The sequence below is a fragment of the Nitrogeniibacter mangrovi genome (assembly GCF_010983895.1).
GTDB classification, from domain to species: Bacteria; Pseudomonadota; Gammaproteobacteria; order Burkholderiales; family Rhodocyclaceae; genus Nitrogeniibacter; species Nitrogeniibacter mangrovi.
The window spans coordinates 2541785-2556049 of the sequence record NZ_CP048836.1 but is presented as its reverse complement, the minus strand read 5'-3'; the positions used below and the strand labels follow the sequence as shown (position 1 = coordinate 2556049).

Annotated in this window: 14 protein-coding genes; 2 read left to right on the top strand and 12 right to left on the bottom strand. The window is 68.3% G+C overall.

The genetic code is table 11. From position 1 onward, the window contains the following. Positions 1 to 311: 311 nt before the first annotated feature. Positions 312 to 554 (top strand): translation initiation factor IF-1, encoded by a 243-nt coding sequence (gene infA / locus G3580_RS11790; RefSeq protein ID WP_173765745.1) that lies wholly within the window; start codon positions 312 to 314, stop codon positions 552 to 554. Between the two features lie 77 nt (positions 555 to 631). Here infA and G3580_RS11785 read toward each other — a convergent pair whose 3' ends face one another. The 7 genes from G3580_RS11785 to arsS all read right to left on the bottom strand — a co-directional run bounded on the left by G3580_RS11785 (position 632) and on the right by arsS (position 9130). Beyond that, the gene (locus G3580_RS11785; protein WP_173765743.1) at positions 632 to 2014 is read right to left on the bottom strand and encodes a carbohydrate porin; all 1383 of its coding nucleotides are present in this window, start codon (positions 2012 to 2014) and stop codon (positions 632 to 634) included. Between the two features lie 295 nt (positions 2015 to 2309). Then, positions 2310 to 3593: a Na+/H+ antiporter NhaA gene (gene nhaA, locus G3580_RS11780; RefSeq protein ID WP_173765741.1), complete on the bottom strand. Its 1284-nt coding sequence runs from the start codon at positions 3591 to 3593 to the stop codon at positions 2310 to 2312. 117 nt (positions 3594 to 3710) lie between these two features. Beyond that, positions 3711 to 4658 carry a diguanylate cyclase domain-containing protein gene (locus tag G3580_RS11775; protein WP_173765739.1) on the bottom strand — a complete coding sequence of 316 codons (948 nt, stop codon included), beginning with the start codon at positions 4656 to 4658 and terminating at the stop codon, positions 3711 to 3713. Positions 4659 to 4730: 72 nt separating this feature from the next. Further along, positions 4731 to 5717 carry an endonuclease/exonuclease/phosphatase family protein gene (locus G3580_RS11770; protein ID WP_173765737.1) on the bottom strand — a complete coding sequence of 329 codons (987 nt, stop codon included), beginning with the start codon at positions 5715 to 5717 and terminating at the stop codon, positions 4731 to 4733. Positions 5718 to 5804: 87 nt separating this feature from the next. Continuing rightward, a complete protein-coding gene (locus G3580_RS11765; protein WP_173765735.1) occupies positions 5805 to 6731 on the bottom strand; it encodes a hypothetical protein in 927 nt (308 codons plus the stop codon). Continuing rightward, positions 6728 to 8128, bottom strand: a complete 1401-nt coding sequence (locus tag G3580_RS11760; RefSeq protein ID WP_173765733.1) for a sodium:solute symporter family transporter — start codon at positions 8126 to 8128, stop codon at positions 6728 to 6730. The genes G3580_RS11765 and G3580_RS11760 overlap by 4 nt, the downstream gene beginning before the upstream one ends. Positions 8129 to 8164: 36 nt before the next feature. Beyond that, positions 8165 to 9130 carry an arsenosugar biosynthesis radical SAM (seleno)protein ArsS gene (gene arsS / locus G3580_RS11755; RefSeq protein WP_173765731.1) on the bottom strand — a complete coding sequence of 322 codons (966 nt, stop codon included), beginning with the start codon at positions 9128 to 9130 and terminating at the stop codon, positions 8165 to 8167. A 268-nt stretch (positions 9131 to 9398) separates the two neighbouring features. On the opposite strand from arsS, the gene G3580_RS11750 reads away from it, so the two are divergent. Then, positions 9399 to 9635, top strand: coding sequence for a hypothetical protein (locus G3580_RS11750; RefSeq protein WP_173763305.1), 237 nt, complete (start codon positions 9399 to 9401; stop codon positions 9633 to 9635). Here the strand turns inward: G3580_RS11750 and G3580_RS11745 are convergent, their stop codons facing one another. From G3580_RS11745 to xseA, 5 genes are all read right to left on the bottom strand, one after another. Beyond that, positions 9636 to 10391, bottom strand: coding sequence for a tRNA pseudouridine(65) synthase TruC (locus G3580_RS11745; RefSeq protein WP_228720646.1), 756 nt, complete (start codon positions 10389 to 10391; stop codon positions 9636 to 9638). Next, positions 10388 to 10582, bottom strand: a complete 195-nt coding sequence (locus tag G3580_RS11740; protein ID WP_173765729.1) for an anti-sigma factor family protein — start codon at positions 10580 to 10582, stop codon at positions 10388 to 10390. The genes G3580_RS11745 and G3580_RS11740 overlap by 4 nt, the downstream gene beginning before the upstream one ends. Continuing rightward, complete coding sequence (locus tag G3580_RS20045; RefSeq protein ID WP_228720645.1) at positions 10576 to 11187, bottom strand: sigma-70 family RNA polymerase sigma factor; 612 nt, start codon at positions 11185 to 11187, stop codon at positions 10576 to 10578. Before G3580_RS20045 ends, G3580_RS11740 begins: the two co-directional genes overlap by 7 nt. Before the next feature lie 711 nt (positions 11188 to 11898). Beyond that, the gene (locus tag G3580_RS11730) at positions 11899 to 12483 is read right to left on the bottom strand and encodes a superoxide dismutase (RefSeq protein ID WP_173765725.1); all 585 of its coding nucleotides are present in this window, start codon (positions 12481 to 12483) and stop codon (positions 11899 to 11901) included. A 111-nt stretch (positions 12484 to 12594) separates the two neighbouring features. Further along, positions 12595 to 13959 (bottom strand): exodeoxyribonuclease VII large subunit, encoded by a 1365-nt coding sequence (gene xseA / locus G3580_RS11725; protein ID WP_173765723.1) that lies wholly within the window; start codon positions 13957 to 13959, stop codon positions 12595 to 12597. Between the last annotated feature and the right edge of the window lie 306 nt (positions 13960 to 14265).

The window sequence follows — 14265 nt, the reverse complement described above, 5'->3', positions numbered from 1 at the left end:
CTCTTATCAATGCCGCTGCGGTGGGTCGTCAAGGGCCCAGTGTTCCGCAGCCGCGCGCCTGGCGCCCATTGGCGCCGTCCATCCCGCCGCCAGGGCTGTCGCCCGGGTTGGTGTGGTCATGTCGGGCCGGGCCCCGTCAGCACGATCCGGGGGCGATCCCGGATCCGTCAGCCGGCCGATTGCCTTCTGGCGAAGGCCGTCAGCTTCGTTTTTTGTTTGCGCGCTCGTCCAGGCGGGGCGCGCCGGGCTCTCGTGTGCTGTGGTTTCACGCGAGGTCCGAAGGCATGGATACACACAAGGAGAGCACATATATGGCAAAGGAAGATCTGATTCAGTTCGAAGGCGTTGTTCAGGAAGTGTTGCGGGATGCCCGTTTTCTCGTGAAGCTCGACAATGGCATGGACGTGGCGGCCTACGCGTCCGGCAAGATGCGCAAGTTCCGCATTCGCATCCTCGCCGGCGATCGCGTCACTCTGGAAATGTCGCCCTACGACCTGACCAAGGCCCGGATCTGCTACCGCCACAAGGAAATCCGCCGCGCGGTCGCACACTGAGCATCGGATCTGAATGCAAAAACGCCCGGCACTGGCCGGGCGTTTTGCGTTGACGCGGCGAACGCGCTGCCATCGGCTCAGAAGCCGTACAGGGCGCGCACCCCGAAGGTGTAGATGCTGTCGGCGTCGGGGTCGGCACCCGGGCGGTGGATGAGCTGGAGATCCGGGCTCAGCGCGAGCTGCTCGTTCACCGCATAGCGATAGTAGAGCTCGGCCACCTGTTCCGCGCCGCGGGCCTCGTGACCGTAGTCGGCCACGGCGGCACGGCGAAAGTCCCTCGCCGAGCGCAGCCAGCCCCAGGCGAAGCCGAGGCCGTCGTCCTCGCGGCCCCAGCCGGTTCCGGCCAGCTCGCCGCCCAGGGTGAGGGCGCGGTCGAAGGACACCTTGCCGGAGAGGGTGTGACCGTAGCGACCGAACAGGGTCAGCGACTCGGTGATCTGCTGGTCGATGGAGATGCCGAAGCCGACGTTCTTGTCCTTCGAACCGTCGAAGCCCTCGTAGCGCCCGTTGTGCCAGGCGTACAGGCGATAGGTGCCTTCCTTGCCACCGGCACGCGAGCCCAGGTCCACCTGGCCGATGTACAGCGGCGTGGTGAAGCTGCGGCCGAAGGTGGCGCCGTCCTGGGTGCCGTACACCGCGGCGGACACGCCCCATGGGCTGGCCGCGTCGTGTTCGTTGGTGTAGGCCACGCGGACGCCCGGGGTGAAGCCGTAGTCGTCGGCGCCGATGGCGCCGCCCGAGTCGAGCATCGGGTTGTGGACGAAGACGTTGTTCATGAACTTCTCCACTTCGTTGTCCGCGACCGCGTTCTGGTCGAAGAAGACGAAGGGGTCCTGCTTGCCGACGGTCAGCTGCAGGTGGCTTTTCGATTCGGTCCCCTCGGCCCCGAGCGGCGTGTCGAGCTGGTAGAAGGCCTGGGCGACGATCGCGTTGGCGTTGGAGGAGGGCGTATCGACCTGCTGGAAGCTGGCGGTGTTGACCGTGCCGGTGAAGGTCGGCGGCAGCGCGCTCGGGCCTTCGGCCTGGCCGGCGCGCAGCTGCACGTAGAAGCTGCCGGTGGAGCGGCCAATGGTGCCGGCCGGCAGCGCGATGCCCACGTCGCCACGCCAGTTGGTGACGACTTCGTCGTTGCCGCTGCCGCTGGCGCCCTGAAGCACCCCGACCACGTTGCCTTCGACCTCGATGCCGTCGAGCAGTGAGCCGCCATGGCCGCCTTCGCCTGCCAGCCGTTCGTTGGCGCTCTCCAGCGCTTCGACGCGTGCGGTGAGGCCGGTGTCGGCGGGTGCCGGTGTGCCGGCGAGACGGGATTCGAGCTCCGCATTGCGATGCTCGAGGCTCTCGACGCGCTTGGCGAGGCGTTCGACCATCCGGACGAGTTCCGCCTGAGTGGGCTGGGCCGCGTGGCCGGCCGTGGGGGCGGCGATGAGGGCCGCGACCAGGGCGTGGCGTATCGGGGTCATGGGGTGAAACTCCTTGAGCAGGTTTAATTGATTTGAGTTTGCGAATGATAACGACAATGAGAATCAGTCGCAATAGCAAATCTATGTGGCCACGTCGGTCGAGGGGAATGCCGGCATCGTGTGAGGTGCCAGGCGCCGTGCACGCCCGGCTGAGGGGCTGATGGGCTCAGCGCCGGCGGATCAATGTCCGCAGCCCCCGGCGCAGGGGCGTCGCGCCGTTCGGCATCATGATCGGGGCTTGGCGTGTGGGCCCCGTCGGGTGTGAGCCAGGGTGGCGCGCCCGGTGGGGCGCGTCTTACGGGCGCGAGGCGGCGCGGTTGGCGGTGCGCTGGGGCGATGGGGTCGCCACCGGGTGGCGCAGCGTCTCGCCTGATGGCGGAGACGCCATCGCGGTAGTCGGGGTGCGGGTCAATGCGCGCCGGAGCACCGCGTAGCCGAGCACGCCGGAGGCCAGCGAGCCGACCAGGATGCCGAGACGCTCGTCGAACATCCGGTTCACGCCGCTGTTTTCGAAGGCGAGCGAGCCGATGAACAGGCTCATGGTGAAGCCGATGCCGCACAGCGCGGCGGTGCCGTAGAGCGCCGCCCAGCCGACGCCGGCGGGCAGGCGCGCCAGCCCGAGCCGGATGCCGATCCAGCAGAAGGCGAACACGCCGATCTGCTTGCCGAGGAAGAGGCCGAGCGCGATGCCGACCGGCACCGGGTGGAAGACCTGATCGAGCCCCACCCCACGAAGATCGAGTCCGGCGTTGCAGAAGGCGAAGACCGGCAGGATGAGGTAGGTCACGAGCGGGTGGAGTTCATGTTCCAGGTGCTTGAGGGGCGACACCGATCCGCCGGCGCGTGTCCGCATGGGGATGAACAGCGCCAGGAGCACGCCGGCGAGCGTTGCGTGCACGCCGGACTTGAGGGTGGCGACCCACATCAGCGTGCCCACGGCGAGGTACAGGCCCAGGTGGGTGATGCGGCCACGGTTGAGCCCGAGCAGCACCAGCATGGCACCACCGGCCACGAGCAGGGCCGTGAGCGAGATGGTGCTGGTGTAGAACAGGGCGATGATGATGATGGCGCCGACGTCGTCGAAGATGGCCAGGGAGGTGAGAAAAACCTTCAGGCCGAGCGGCACGCGCTTGCCCAGCAGCATCAGCACGCCGAGCGCGAAGGCGATGTCGGTGGCGGCCGGAATCGCCCAGCCTTCGCGGGCGACGGCGCTGTCATGGTTGAACAGCAGGTACACCAGGGCGGGCACCGCCATGCCGCCGAGCGCGCCCAGGCCCGGCAACACCACCTTGCGCCAGTCGGACAGTTCGCCCTCGAGGAATTCGCGCTTCAGTTCGAGGCCGACGAGCAGGAAGAACACCGCCATGAGGCCGTCGTTGACCCATAGCAGGAGCGGTTTGGCCAGTTCCAGTTCGCCGATGCGGATCTCGACCGGGGTGCCGACCAGCAGGTCGTAATGCGCCGAGGCCGGGGAGTTGGCAATGGCGATGGCGAGCAGGGTCGTGGCGACAAGCAGGAGGCCGGGGGTGGCATCGTGTTTGAGCAGACGGGCAAGGGGCGAAGTCGTGGCGTGGGTCATGGCTCGGCGCGTTGTCGGTCCGGAAGTCAATGGGACACGGGCTCTGAACGAGTCGTGTCTGCAGATGGACCGGAGCGGTCGGGAATGGTTCGCCGGTGCACGGGCCACCGGGACCGGTCAGCTGATGCGGCGCTGTTTCAGCAGGGCTTTTCGGGCCGCGCCCAGCAGGGCGTCCACCGTGGTGTGGCAGCGTGGGTCGAAGGCGCTGATCTGCCAGGCGAAGCACACCTGCGTCTCCGGCGGCAAAGCGACGTTTTCCGCGGCGATGCGGCCCAGGAAACGGTCGACGCAGCGCTTCGCCCCGGTCGCGTCGACACGCGAGAGCAGCAAGGCGAATTCGGTGTCGCCGAGGCGGGCGAAGACGTCGGACTCGCGGAAGCTGCGCTGCATGGTCTCGGCAAAGGTGGTCACGACCAGCTCGGCTTCGGCGGGCGCGAGGCTGCGCTCGTGCGGCGCCTCGGCGAGGCAGAACAGCACCAGGGCGGCCGGCTGCTCCTGGCGGACGCACTGGTTCAGGCTGCGCTGTGCCAGCGCCAGGAAGCCGCGCCGGTTGGTGATGCCGGTGAGGGTGTCGAGGGTGTTGGGTGAGATCTTCGGCAGTTCGCGTTCGATCATCGCACCCAGGTCGCACAGGGCTTCGCGCAAGGCCGGGTCGAGCTGGCGCGGCGACGGATCGAAAAGCAGCAGCGCGCCGATGCGGCAACCGTTCGGTGCGCTCAGCGGCTGGGCCGCGGCGAACCGCACATGCGGTGCGGCGGTGACCAGGGGGTGGCCGGCAAAGCGACTGTCGGCGCACGCGTCGGGTACGATCAGGAGCGTGCCCTCGGCGATGGCCTCGACACAGAAGGGGTCGTCTCCGGGCAGTTCGCGCGGCAGGGGGCCCATGCTCGACTTGAACCACAGGCGCTGTGCGTCGGCGAGGCCGATGCCGGCCATGGCGACCTGGAACATGCACCGGGCGAGCCGGACCGCGCGGTCGAAACGCTCCTCGGCGGGCGTATCGAGCAGGTTGAGCGCATGCAGGGTGCTCAGCCGCAGGGTGGGAGCGTCAGGGGTGTCCGGCATCGTCGAGGCAGCCTCCGGCCAGTCGGGTCGTGCCGGAATTAACGACAAATGCGTATTCGCCTTGAGCGCGGGTCAGGCCGGCTCGGTGAATTCGGCGAGGAAGGGGGCGTGATCCGACTCGGGATACTTGCGGTCGCTGGTGAATGGCAGGCTCTCGTCGTGCAGATCCTCGTTGTGGATCTGCACCCGGTGCAAATAGGGCAACATGGCCTGCGACATGAGCAGGTGGTCGAGCAGGTTGCCGTGGCCTTCGTGCAGGTGGCTGAAGCGGATCGATGCGGCCACCGAGCGGCTGCAGGAGATCAGCACCCGCTCGCGCAGCGCCGGATTGCCGGTGTTCTCCACCCGCCCGCAGATCGCCTCGACCGGCACTTCGCCAGGCTCCGAGTTGAAGTCGCCGCACACCAGGATGCGCGCCTCGGGCTCGAGGTCGAACAGGTGGTCGATGAGCATGCGTGTCTCGAGCGCCTGGCCCACCCGCTTCATGGACGAGAGGAAATAGCCTTCCGCCCAGCCGGCGGCGCTGTGCCAGGCATAGCCGGCGCGCTGGCCCTCGATGTTGGAGGACAGCCGAGACTTCAGATGCAGGTTGATGACATGGATGAGACCGAAGTGCGGGTGGTCCACCTGCACATGGAGGATCGGCCGTTCCCAGCGCACGTCCCTGGCGTCGGTCTCGGCGGGGATGGCGGTCACCTTGCGGTACAGCAGGTGGTCGATGAAATGGTTGCGGTACTGGCTCGCGGAGACGATCGGATAGCGCGACAGCACCACCAGGTTGCGCTCGTTGTAGGGCACGCCCGAGGTGAGCGTACACGCGCGATGAAAACCGGCCGCCGGGGTGCCGGCGAGCACCGTGTCGAGGGCGATCAGCGCGCGGCTGGGCCGGTCGCCGGTGTGATCGGCCAGCTCCTGGCCATGCACTTCCTGCAGGCACAGGAGATCGGCATCGAGACGCACGAACGCGCCGCGCAGCACCGGCACGCGCAGCGCCAGCATGGGGTTCTTGTCGTCTTCGTCGGTGTCGAGGTTCTCGACGTTGAAGCTGGCGATGCGCATGGGGCGGTCTCCTCGGACGGGGCGAGAGATGCCGGGGGGGGTTGATCTGTGTTGTAGCAGATGCGGCGGGGGGCGCCACGCCGCTGTTCAGCTCGGGCGCGCCTGTTCGATGCGGTAGGCGGGGCCGTTGCGGATCCGCTCGGCATAAGACACATGGGCCGCCGACCCCGGTGGCCAGTGCCTGGCAAAGGTCTCGAGCCACGCCCCGGTGTCGTAGTGCAACGCCAGGGCATCCACGTGCGTGCCGGCCATCGTCAGGCCGTAAAGGGGGGCACAGGGCGCGGGCGTGCGTGCGATGCGCGTGACGAGGCCGAAACCGGTGTCGCGGAAGTTCGGCATGCCCGCCGCGCCGTTGTTGATGACGGCGCGACCGGGGGCGATGAGGCGGCACACCGGCAGGCAGGTGTGGCTGCTGGCGAACAGGTCGACATCGGCGGTGGCGAAGCGGGGCACGATCGACGCCCGATGTGCGGCGTCGTCGAGGCGCGCCGCGTCGAAGTCCCAGCCGGCCAGGCGGTCGGCATCCCCGTGCACCACGCCGATGCGCAGCGCACCCACCCGGTAGCGCGCCAACATGGGGCAGGTGGCCAGACGCGCAAGCAGATCCGGATGGGCGCTTGCCGTGGCCTTGAGGCGGGCGTGGATCCGGTTGGAGCGTTCGACGAGGCCGGCGTCGACGTCCGGCGGATAGGCGCAGCCGCAGCCCGCGTCGTCGGCCCCGGGCTGCAGTTCGGCCTCCACGTTGCCGACGAGGGCGTCGTGGGCGAGCACGGTCTCGTTGATGCGGCGAAAGTCCGTGGCATCCACGTTGAACCAGTTGAAGTCGCCGTTGAAGCACAGCCGCACCGGCGCCGATTCCTGCGCGATGAGCGCCTGCAGCGCCTCCAGCGCGGGGAGGTTGCCGTAGAGCCCGCCGACCACGTACAGCACCTCGGCAACGCGCTCGGGGGCGCGGGCGATCGCGGCGGCGCCGTAGCGATAGCGCAGCGGGCAACTGCGCCCGGGTGTGTTCATGCGCCCTGCGCCGCCGCGCGCCGGCCGCCGAAGGCCAGCGGTGCCAGGAAGCCGGCGGTGCACAGCGCCAGCCCATACAGATTCGTGCCCAGCAGCAGGCCGTACCTGCCCGTGCCGATGGCCCAGGACGGGGGGATGGCGCCCAGCGCGAGCAGCACGCCGAGGACCATGCCGGTCCAGAACGCCAGGTGGAAGGACAGGGGCGAATAGCCCACCCAGCGTGAGAGCAGGAACACCGGCGCCAGACCGATGACCATGGTGCCCGACAGCGTGGTGGCCTTGAGGATGTCGGTGCCGGCCATCATCGGCAGGTTGCCCAGCAGCGCGAACAGGGCCATGGTCACGATGCCGTTGCGGATGGCGCGCCGGCCCGGCGTGCGTCCGGCCAGCAGGGGCAACTCGTGGGCCACCGATTTGGACAAGGCGGTGAAGGTCGAATCGAGGGTGGAGGCGGCCGAGGAGATCATCACCACCGCCATGGCGAAGAAGCCGGTGACGCCCATCGCCCGGGCCACCTGGGCGGGAACGTTGCCGTGGGCGGCGATGCCTTCGAGGCGGGCATGGACGCCGACCAGGCTGAAGGCGAGGATGGCGACGAAGCCGAGCACGCCAGCCGCCACGAAGGCGCGCAGCATGGTCTTCTCGTGGGTGATGAAACCGCGATCGGTGAGCACCGGGTCGTGGAAGGGGTAGGAGAGCACCTGCAGCAGCGCGACCAGCAGCAGGTCGGCGCCGGCGTCCAGCGTGAACGTGCCCTCGGTGAGCAGTCGTGCCGCGCCGTGGGTCGGCACCACCCACGCCAGCACCAGGGCGAGGAAGAGCACGAACACCACCGCCTGGATCACGTCGGTGAAGATGGAACTGCGCAGGCCGCCCTTGAGGCTGTAGAGCAGGACCGCGGCGGTGAACAGCAGCGCCGCGCCGATGAAGCCGAAGGAGCCGGTCTCGCCATAGTAGCCGCCGACCACGGCGGTGTTGCTCCACACCTCGTTGTACAGGCGCACCAGGATCGCCACCGAGAACGCGAGGGCGGCGAAGCGCCCGTACTTGCCCACCAGGAAGCTCACCAGCCCGGTGGCGCCCTGGCGGGTGCGCAGGCGATGGATCACCCAGCCGGCGAAGGGAATCGACAGCCAGTAGGTGGCATAGGCCAGCCCGCCGACGATGCCGTAGGCGGCGCCGAGATTGGCCGCGTTGGTCACCGACTTGGCGAAGATCCAGCTGATGAACACGCTCATCGTGAGCGCCCACGGCGATGCGGGCCGCCCGTTGGTGCCGGTGCCGCGAAAGAAGCCGTCCTCGTCCTTTGCCCGCGGCGAGACGGCGTACATGACGAGGCCGAAGACGATGAGAAAGCCCCAGAAGAAGAGGCCCTGGAACGGGTCGGGGGAGGTCATGGCGGTGGTCCGTGTTGTTGTTCTGTCGGCGCGCGATCAGCTCAGCGCACCACCACAGCTCGAACCCTGGCCGGCGGTGCAGCCGTAGCAGTGGCCGGCCACGGCGATCCGTCCGCCTGCGAGGGCCGCGGCGGTGACGTCGCGCAGATGCAGTGGCCGCGCCGCCGGGTCGGTGATGGGCAGATCCAGCATCTGGTTGAAGTCGCAATCGTAGAGCTGGCCGCGCCAGTCCACGCTCAGCTGGCTGCGGCACATCACCCCGTCCAGGTTGTCGTCGCGATGCGCCGAACGCAGCAGGTCCATGTAGCGGTTGAACTGGCCCTTGGAGAGCAGGGTCGAGCCGAAGCGCTGAATGGGCATGTTGGCCAGGGTGAACAGGTCGTTGAACACGATCCCGAACTGTTCCCCCAAGTGGGTTCTGTAGGCGGCCTGGAGGCCGTCCTGGGGCGGCGGCAGGCTGGGTCCCTGCGGGTTGTAGACCAGGTTGAGGACGAGGCCGGTGTCGGGCTGGCCATAGCCCAGGGCATTGAGCTGCCTGAGACCGGCGATGCTGGCGTCGAACACGCCCTTGCCGCGCTGGGCGTTGACGTTGTCCTCGAGGTAGCAGGGCAGGGAGGCGATCACTTCGATGCCCTGATCGGCGAGGAACGCGGCCAGGGTCTCCTGCCCGGGTTCGCTCAGGATGGTGAGATTGCAGCGGTCGATGACGCGCAGGCCACGCGCCCGCGCCGCGCCGGCCAGGCGCCGGAAGTGCGGATTGAGTTCGGGGGCGCCGCCGGTGAGATCCAGGGTGCCGATGCCGGGATTGGCGTCGACGAAGCGCAGCACCAGATCGACCGTGTCGGCGTCCATGGCCTCGGTGCGCGTGGGGCCGGCGTTCACGTGGCAATGCAGGCAGCTTTGATTGCAGCGGTAGCCGAGATTCACCTGCAGGGTGTCGATGCGGCCGCGGGTCAGCGGCGGGAAGGCGGTTTTCTTGAGCAGGGGCAGGGTGGCGAGCATGCCGTCTCCTGGGGTTGTTCAGTGGCGGTGTCGTGAGCCCGGAGGCCTCGATGCATGAGACCGCCGGGGCGGACCATTGCTTACAGCGCGCGCGGGTGCGCCGGCCGGCATGACGCGGGCTTTGCGGCGCGTCGCATGGACGGTCGCGGCGTCACCAAACTGTAACCTGCGAGCCGACGCCATGCGCTACTGTAGTGGCAGACCTCACAAGAAGGTCGTGGAGACAGTGTTCTGGATCGACCATCCGAAACTGTACGAGGAGTGTCAGATGTTTTACCTCCAGCACCTCAGGGCTCAACTCAGGGAGCCACAGGATCCCGCCACCGCCAGCGTACTCGGCGACCTGGTCCACGCACTCGAACGGGGCGAGACCTTCGATCTTTCCCGTCTGGACAGCTTGTCCTACCGGGATTTCGAAATGGCCGTGGAAAGCATCCGCGAGTGGCGTTCGTTGCGCTACATCCAGGCGGACGACCCGGTCTACACCTTTCCGCTGCACGACTGATCAGCCCTCGGCCGGAACCGTCCAGCCGAAGCGCGCCATCAGGGCGAGGAAATCAGCCGCCGGGGGCGCCTCGATCGTGAGCGGATGGCCCCCGAGCGGATGCGCGAAGCTCAGCCGCGTGCACGCCAGGAGCAGGCGCGTGCAGCCGAAGCTCTGCGCGAACATGCGGTTGTGGCGTCCCTTGCCATAGGTGGCGTCGCCGATGATCGGATGGGCGATGTGCTTCAGATGGCGACGGATCTGGTGACGCCGTCCGGTCTCCGGTTCGAGCTCGACGAGGGCATAGCGGCTCGTGGGATAGCGGTCCACCGCGATCGGCAGTTCGATCGTGGCCAGGCACCGGTAACGGGTGCGCGCCGGCTGCGGCGCGGCCGCCTCGGCGCGTGGGTCGCGCCAGTGCTTCGCATCGTGCCTGCGGCTCAGGGGATGGTCGATCAGACCTGTCTCTGGCGGGTAGCCGCGCACCACCGCGAGGTAGCGCTTGCCCACGGTCTGCGCCTCGAACTGGCGTCCGAGTTGCGCCGCGGTGCGTGCGTCGAGAGCGAACAGCAGCACGCCCGAGGTGCCGCGATCGAGGCGGTGCGCCGGCCACACGTGCTGGCCGATCTGGTCGCGTAGCAGCTGGACGGCAAAGCGGGTCTCGTGGCGATCGATGTCGGAGCGATGCACCAGCAGGCCGGCCGGCTTGTGAACCGCGACCAGGTGCGTGTCGCGATAGAGGATCTCCAGCGTGTCGTCCGCCGGTGCCGGGCTCACGACTCGTCGGTGAAATCGTTGCGTTTCAGGTAGCCGCGACAGGCCCGACGCAGGAAATCCATCTGTTTGTCGAAGTTCGCGCAGCCGGCGCAGATGGCCAGATGCAGCCGCAGCCGCAAGCGGTCGCGCAGGCTCAGGTCACGGTCCCGGGCCTCGGACATGAGGCGGGTGGCGTCCTTGCAGCTCAGCATGACGGGCAGGCCTCCCCGTCGGCGAACCAGTTACCTTCCAGGCAGCGGCGCAGGGCGTTGCGCGCCCGGTGAAGGATGACGTGGCAGTTGCTCATGGTGATGGCCAGGGTGTCGCAGATCTCCTGACTGGAGAGCTCGAGCACTTCGCGCATCATGAACACGCGCGCGGTGTTCTCGGGCAAATGCTCCATGCAGGCATCGAACACCGCCCAGAATTGCTGCTCCTCCATGGCCTCCTCGGGCCGGCCCCAGTCGGTCGGGCGCGAGGCGGGCGACCAGTGGGCGTTCTCCTTGAACAGCTTGTCGAAGGCGGCATCGAGGCTTTCGCCCTCGGCCGCGTAGTCCGAGGCGTTGATGGTGCGCGAACGCTTGTGGATGGCGTCGATGATGTTGTTGCGCAGGATGGTGAACACCCAGGTCTTGACCGTCGAGCGGCCGGCGAACTGTCCGGCCTTGGACAGCGCCGTGATCATGGTGTCCTGCACCAGATCCTCGGCCAGGTGCTCGTCACGCAGCTGCAAGGTGGCGAAGCGCAGCATGTCGGTACGCAACGCTTCGAGCGCCTCGGGGGTGACGCGGTCGGCGGGGGATTCGGAGGCGGGCACGGCGCGCGGTCCTGTGATCGTGGCGGGCGCGCCAAGTGTAGCAAAGCCCCACCCCACAGGCAGAAAAAAGGACCGCCGAAGCGGTCCTTTTTTCCGGCCTCCGACTCGATCCGTCAATGGGAGCAAGCGGATGCGAGCGTGGGGGCCGTCCGCGCCGTCCGCCGGGCCGCCCCAAGGGCGGCGCCGCCCCCTCGGGGGGCAGCGAGCGGATGCGAGCGTGGGGGCCGTCCGCGCCGTCCGCCGGGCCGCCCCAAGGGCGGCGCCGCCCCCTCGGGGGGCAGCGAGCGGATGCGAGCGTGGGGGCCGTCCGCGCCGTCCGCCGGGCCGCCCCAAGGGCGGCGCCGCCCCCTCGGGGGGCAGCGAGCGGATGCGAGCGTGGGGGCCGTCCGCGCCGTCCGCCGGGCCGCCCCAAGGGCGGCGCCGCCCCCTCGGGGGGCAGCGAGCGGATGCGAGCATGGGGGCCGTCCGCGCCGTCCGCCGGGCCGCCCCAAGGGCGGCGCCGCCCCCTCGGGGGGCAGCGAGCGGATGCGAGCATGGGGGCCGTCCGCGCCGTCCGCCGGGCCGCCCCAAGGGCGGCGCCGCCCCCTCGGGGGGCAGCGAGCGGATGCGAGCGTGGTGGCCGTCCGCGCCGTCCGCCGGGCCGCCCCAAGGGCGGCGCCGCCCCCTCGGGGGGCAGCGAGCGGATGCGAGCGTGGGGGCCGTCAATTCACCTCAAGCGAAGTTCTTCGCCGCGAACTCCCAGTTGACCAGGCTGTTCAGGAAGGTGGCCACGAAGTCCGGACGACGGTTGCGGTAGTCGATGTAGTAGGCATGCTCCCACACGTCGATACAGAGCAGCGCCTTGTCACCGGTGGTCAGGGGCGTGGCGGCGGCGGTCGTGTTGACGATGTCCACGGCGCCGTCCGCCTTCTTGACCAGCCAGGTCCAGCCGGAGCCGAAGTTGCCGACGGCCGAAGCGGTGAAGGCCTTCTTGAAGTCTTCGAAGGAACCCCACTTGGCCTTGATGGCGTCGGCCAGGGCGCCCGCGGGTTCGCCGCCGCCGTTGGGGGACATGCTGTTCCAGAAGAAGGTGTGGTTCCACACCTGGGCGGCGTTGTTGAACACGCCACCGGCCGGTGCCTTCTTGACGATGGCTTCCAGATCCAGGTTTTCGTATTCGGTGCCCTTGACCAGGTTGTTCAGGTTGGTCACGTAGGCCTGGTGATGCTTGCCGTAGTGGAACTCCATGGTCTCGGCAGAAATGTGCGGGGCCAGGGCGTCCTTGGCATAGGGCAGTTCGGGCAGAACGTGTTCCATGTGTCTCTCCTTGGTTGCAATGGGGGTAACAGGGCCTGTTCGGTACAGGCCCGAGTCTAACCCGACCATGTTAGTCGGGATTGTGACAGGCTGACAACCGGATCGTCGGCTTCAGTCGTTCTTGTGCGCCGCAGTGCGGACGGCATGGACAGTGGCATCGATTTCGCCGCGATGCAACTGCACGTGGATCTCCGAGCCGGTTGGTGCCCGTGACGCATCGCGCAAGATCGTGCCGTCGGCAGCACGCGTGATGCTGTAGCCGCGGGCCAGGACCGCCTCGGGACTGAGGTGCTCCAGATGCGCACCCAGCGCGGCCAGCCGGGTGCGGCGCGCGTCCAGTTGCCGGCCTGTTCGTGTGACCAGCGCATGGGCGAGGTGTTCAAGCCGTTGGTGTTGTGACTTCAGGTCGGGGCGACGGCCGTGCAACTGGCGGTCGAGGTGGCGCAGGCGGGTGCGGGCGTCATCGAGCTGCACGCGCAGGGCATGGCGCAGACGGGTTTCTAGGCTGCCGAGCTCCTTGCGGGTGCGGCCGATTCGCTCGCGTGGGTGGATCAGGCGCAGGGCCTGGCGGTCCATGCGCTGGCGCGCCGTGTCGAGGTGACGTTGCATCGCGCGTTGCAGCACGATGGCCAGGTGGGCGAGGCGGCCGGCGGCCTCGGCGAAACCGGCGCTGGCCAGTTCTGCCGCCGCGGTGGGCGTGGCGGCGCGATGGTCGGCAGCGAAGTCGGCGATGGTGAAGTCGGTTTCGTGGCCTACGCCGACGATGACCGGCACCGGGCAAGCTCGGATGGCGCGGGCGACGACTTCTTCGTTGAAGGCCCACAGATCCTCCAGGCTGCCGCCGCCACGCACCAGCAGGACCAGGTCCGGCCGCGCCGTGTCCGGCATCGCCTGGATGCTCCCGAGGGCGCCGGCGATACGGGTGCCGGCCCCTTCGCCCTGCACCGGGGTCGGGAGCAGTTCCACGCTCAGGTGCGGTGCTCGGCGTGCCAGTGCCGCCATCACGTCGCGCAGCGCGGCGGCCTGGGGGCTGGTGATCAGCGCCAGGCTGGCCGGGTAGCGGGGGATGGGGCGCTTGAGGGTCGGCTCGAACAGGCCTTCGGCTTCCAGCTTGGCCTTGAGGCGCAGAAAGGCCTCGTGCAGGTTGCCCAGGCCGGCCTGACGCAGGGACTCGACGTTGAGCTGGTAGTCGCCGCGCGGCTCGTAGAGGCTGACCGTGGCGCGGGCCTCGACCCGCATCCCGTTGGCCGGCGCCAGCTCGAGCCGTTGGGCGCGGTTGCGCCACAGGGTGCAGCGCACCTGCGCGCCGGCGTCCTTGAGCGTGAAATACAGGTGGCCCGAGGGGGCGCGGGTGAGGTTGGAGATCTCGCCACACACCCACAGCGGCGGGAAGCGCGACTCAAGCGCTTCGCGTGCCATGCGGTTCAGTTCAGTGACCGAGATCGGGGTGGTCGGAGCGGCGACGGGGGTATCCATGGGGCGGCATTGTATCGGGAATCCACACCGAATTTTGTTTGTCAAGGTTTGTTGCAGTGCACGACGAATCGATGGCGCCTCTTTCCCTTTGCCTTTTCAAGGCATTGAAAATAAAGACATTTAATTTTTGCTTAATTTTTGATCGGCGTAGGAAAAAACCTTACGTGAAGCGGGTTTAGGGGGGCGGGATCGGGTTCATCCACAAAGTTATCCACAGATTTTGTGGATGTTTCCCGAAACCCCTTATCCACTCGGGGTTTACCCCGGTCAACGGCGAAATATTGCACTGTGCTGGACGAAATCGTC

Bases quoted from the DNA above. Each gene is read 5' to 3' on its own strand.
- G3580_RS11750 (WP_173763305.1), top strand. From the start codon at position 9,399: ATGTTTTACCTCCAGCACCTCAGGGCTCAACTCAGGGAGCCACAGGAT.
- G3580_RS11765 (WP_173765735.1), bottom strand. From the start codon at position 6,731: ATGAACACACCCGGGCGCAGTTGCCCGCTGCGCTATCGCTACGGCGCC.
- G3580_RS11760 (WP_173765733.1), bottom strand. From the start codon at position 8,128: ATGACCTCCCCCGACCCGTTCCAGGGCCTCTTCTTCTGGGGCTTTCTC.
- arsS (WP_173765731.1), bottom strand. From the start codon at position 9,130: ATGCTCGCCACCCTGCCCCTGCTCAAGAAAACCGCCTTCCCGCCGCTG.
- G3580_RS11740 (WP_173765729.1), bottom strand. From the start codon at position 10,582: ATGCTGAGCTGCAAGGACGCCACCCGCCTCATGTCCGAGGCCCGGGAC.
- G3580_RS11730 (WP_173765725.1), bottom strand. From the start codon at position 12,483: ATGGAACACGTTCTGCCCGAACTGCCCTATGCCAAGGACGCCCTGGCC.
- G3580_RS11770 (WP_173765737.1), bottom strand. From the start codon at position 5,717: ATGCGCATCGCCAGCTTCAACGTCGAGAACCTCGACACCGACGAAGAC.
- G3580_RS11785 (WP_173765743.1), bottom strand. From the start codon at position 2,014: ATGACCCCGATACGCCACGCCCTGGTCGCGGCCCTCATCGCCGCCCCC.
- infA (WP_173765745.1), top strand. From the start codon at position 312: ATGGCAAAGGAAGATCTGATTCAGTTCGAAGGCGTTGTTCAGGAAGTG.
- G3580_RS11775 (WP_173765739.1), bottom strand. From the start codon at position 4,658: ATGCCGGACACCCCTGACGCTCCCACCCTGCGGCTGAGCACCCTGCAT.
- xseA (WP_173765723.1), bottom strand. From the start codon at position 13,959: ATGGATACCCCCGTCGCCGCTCCGACCACCCCGATCTCGGTCACTGAA.
- nhaA (WP_173765741.1), bottom strand. From the start codon at position 3,593: ATGACCCACGCCACGACTTCGCCCCTTGCCCGTCTGCTCAAACACGAT.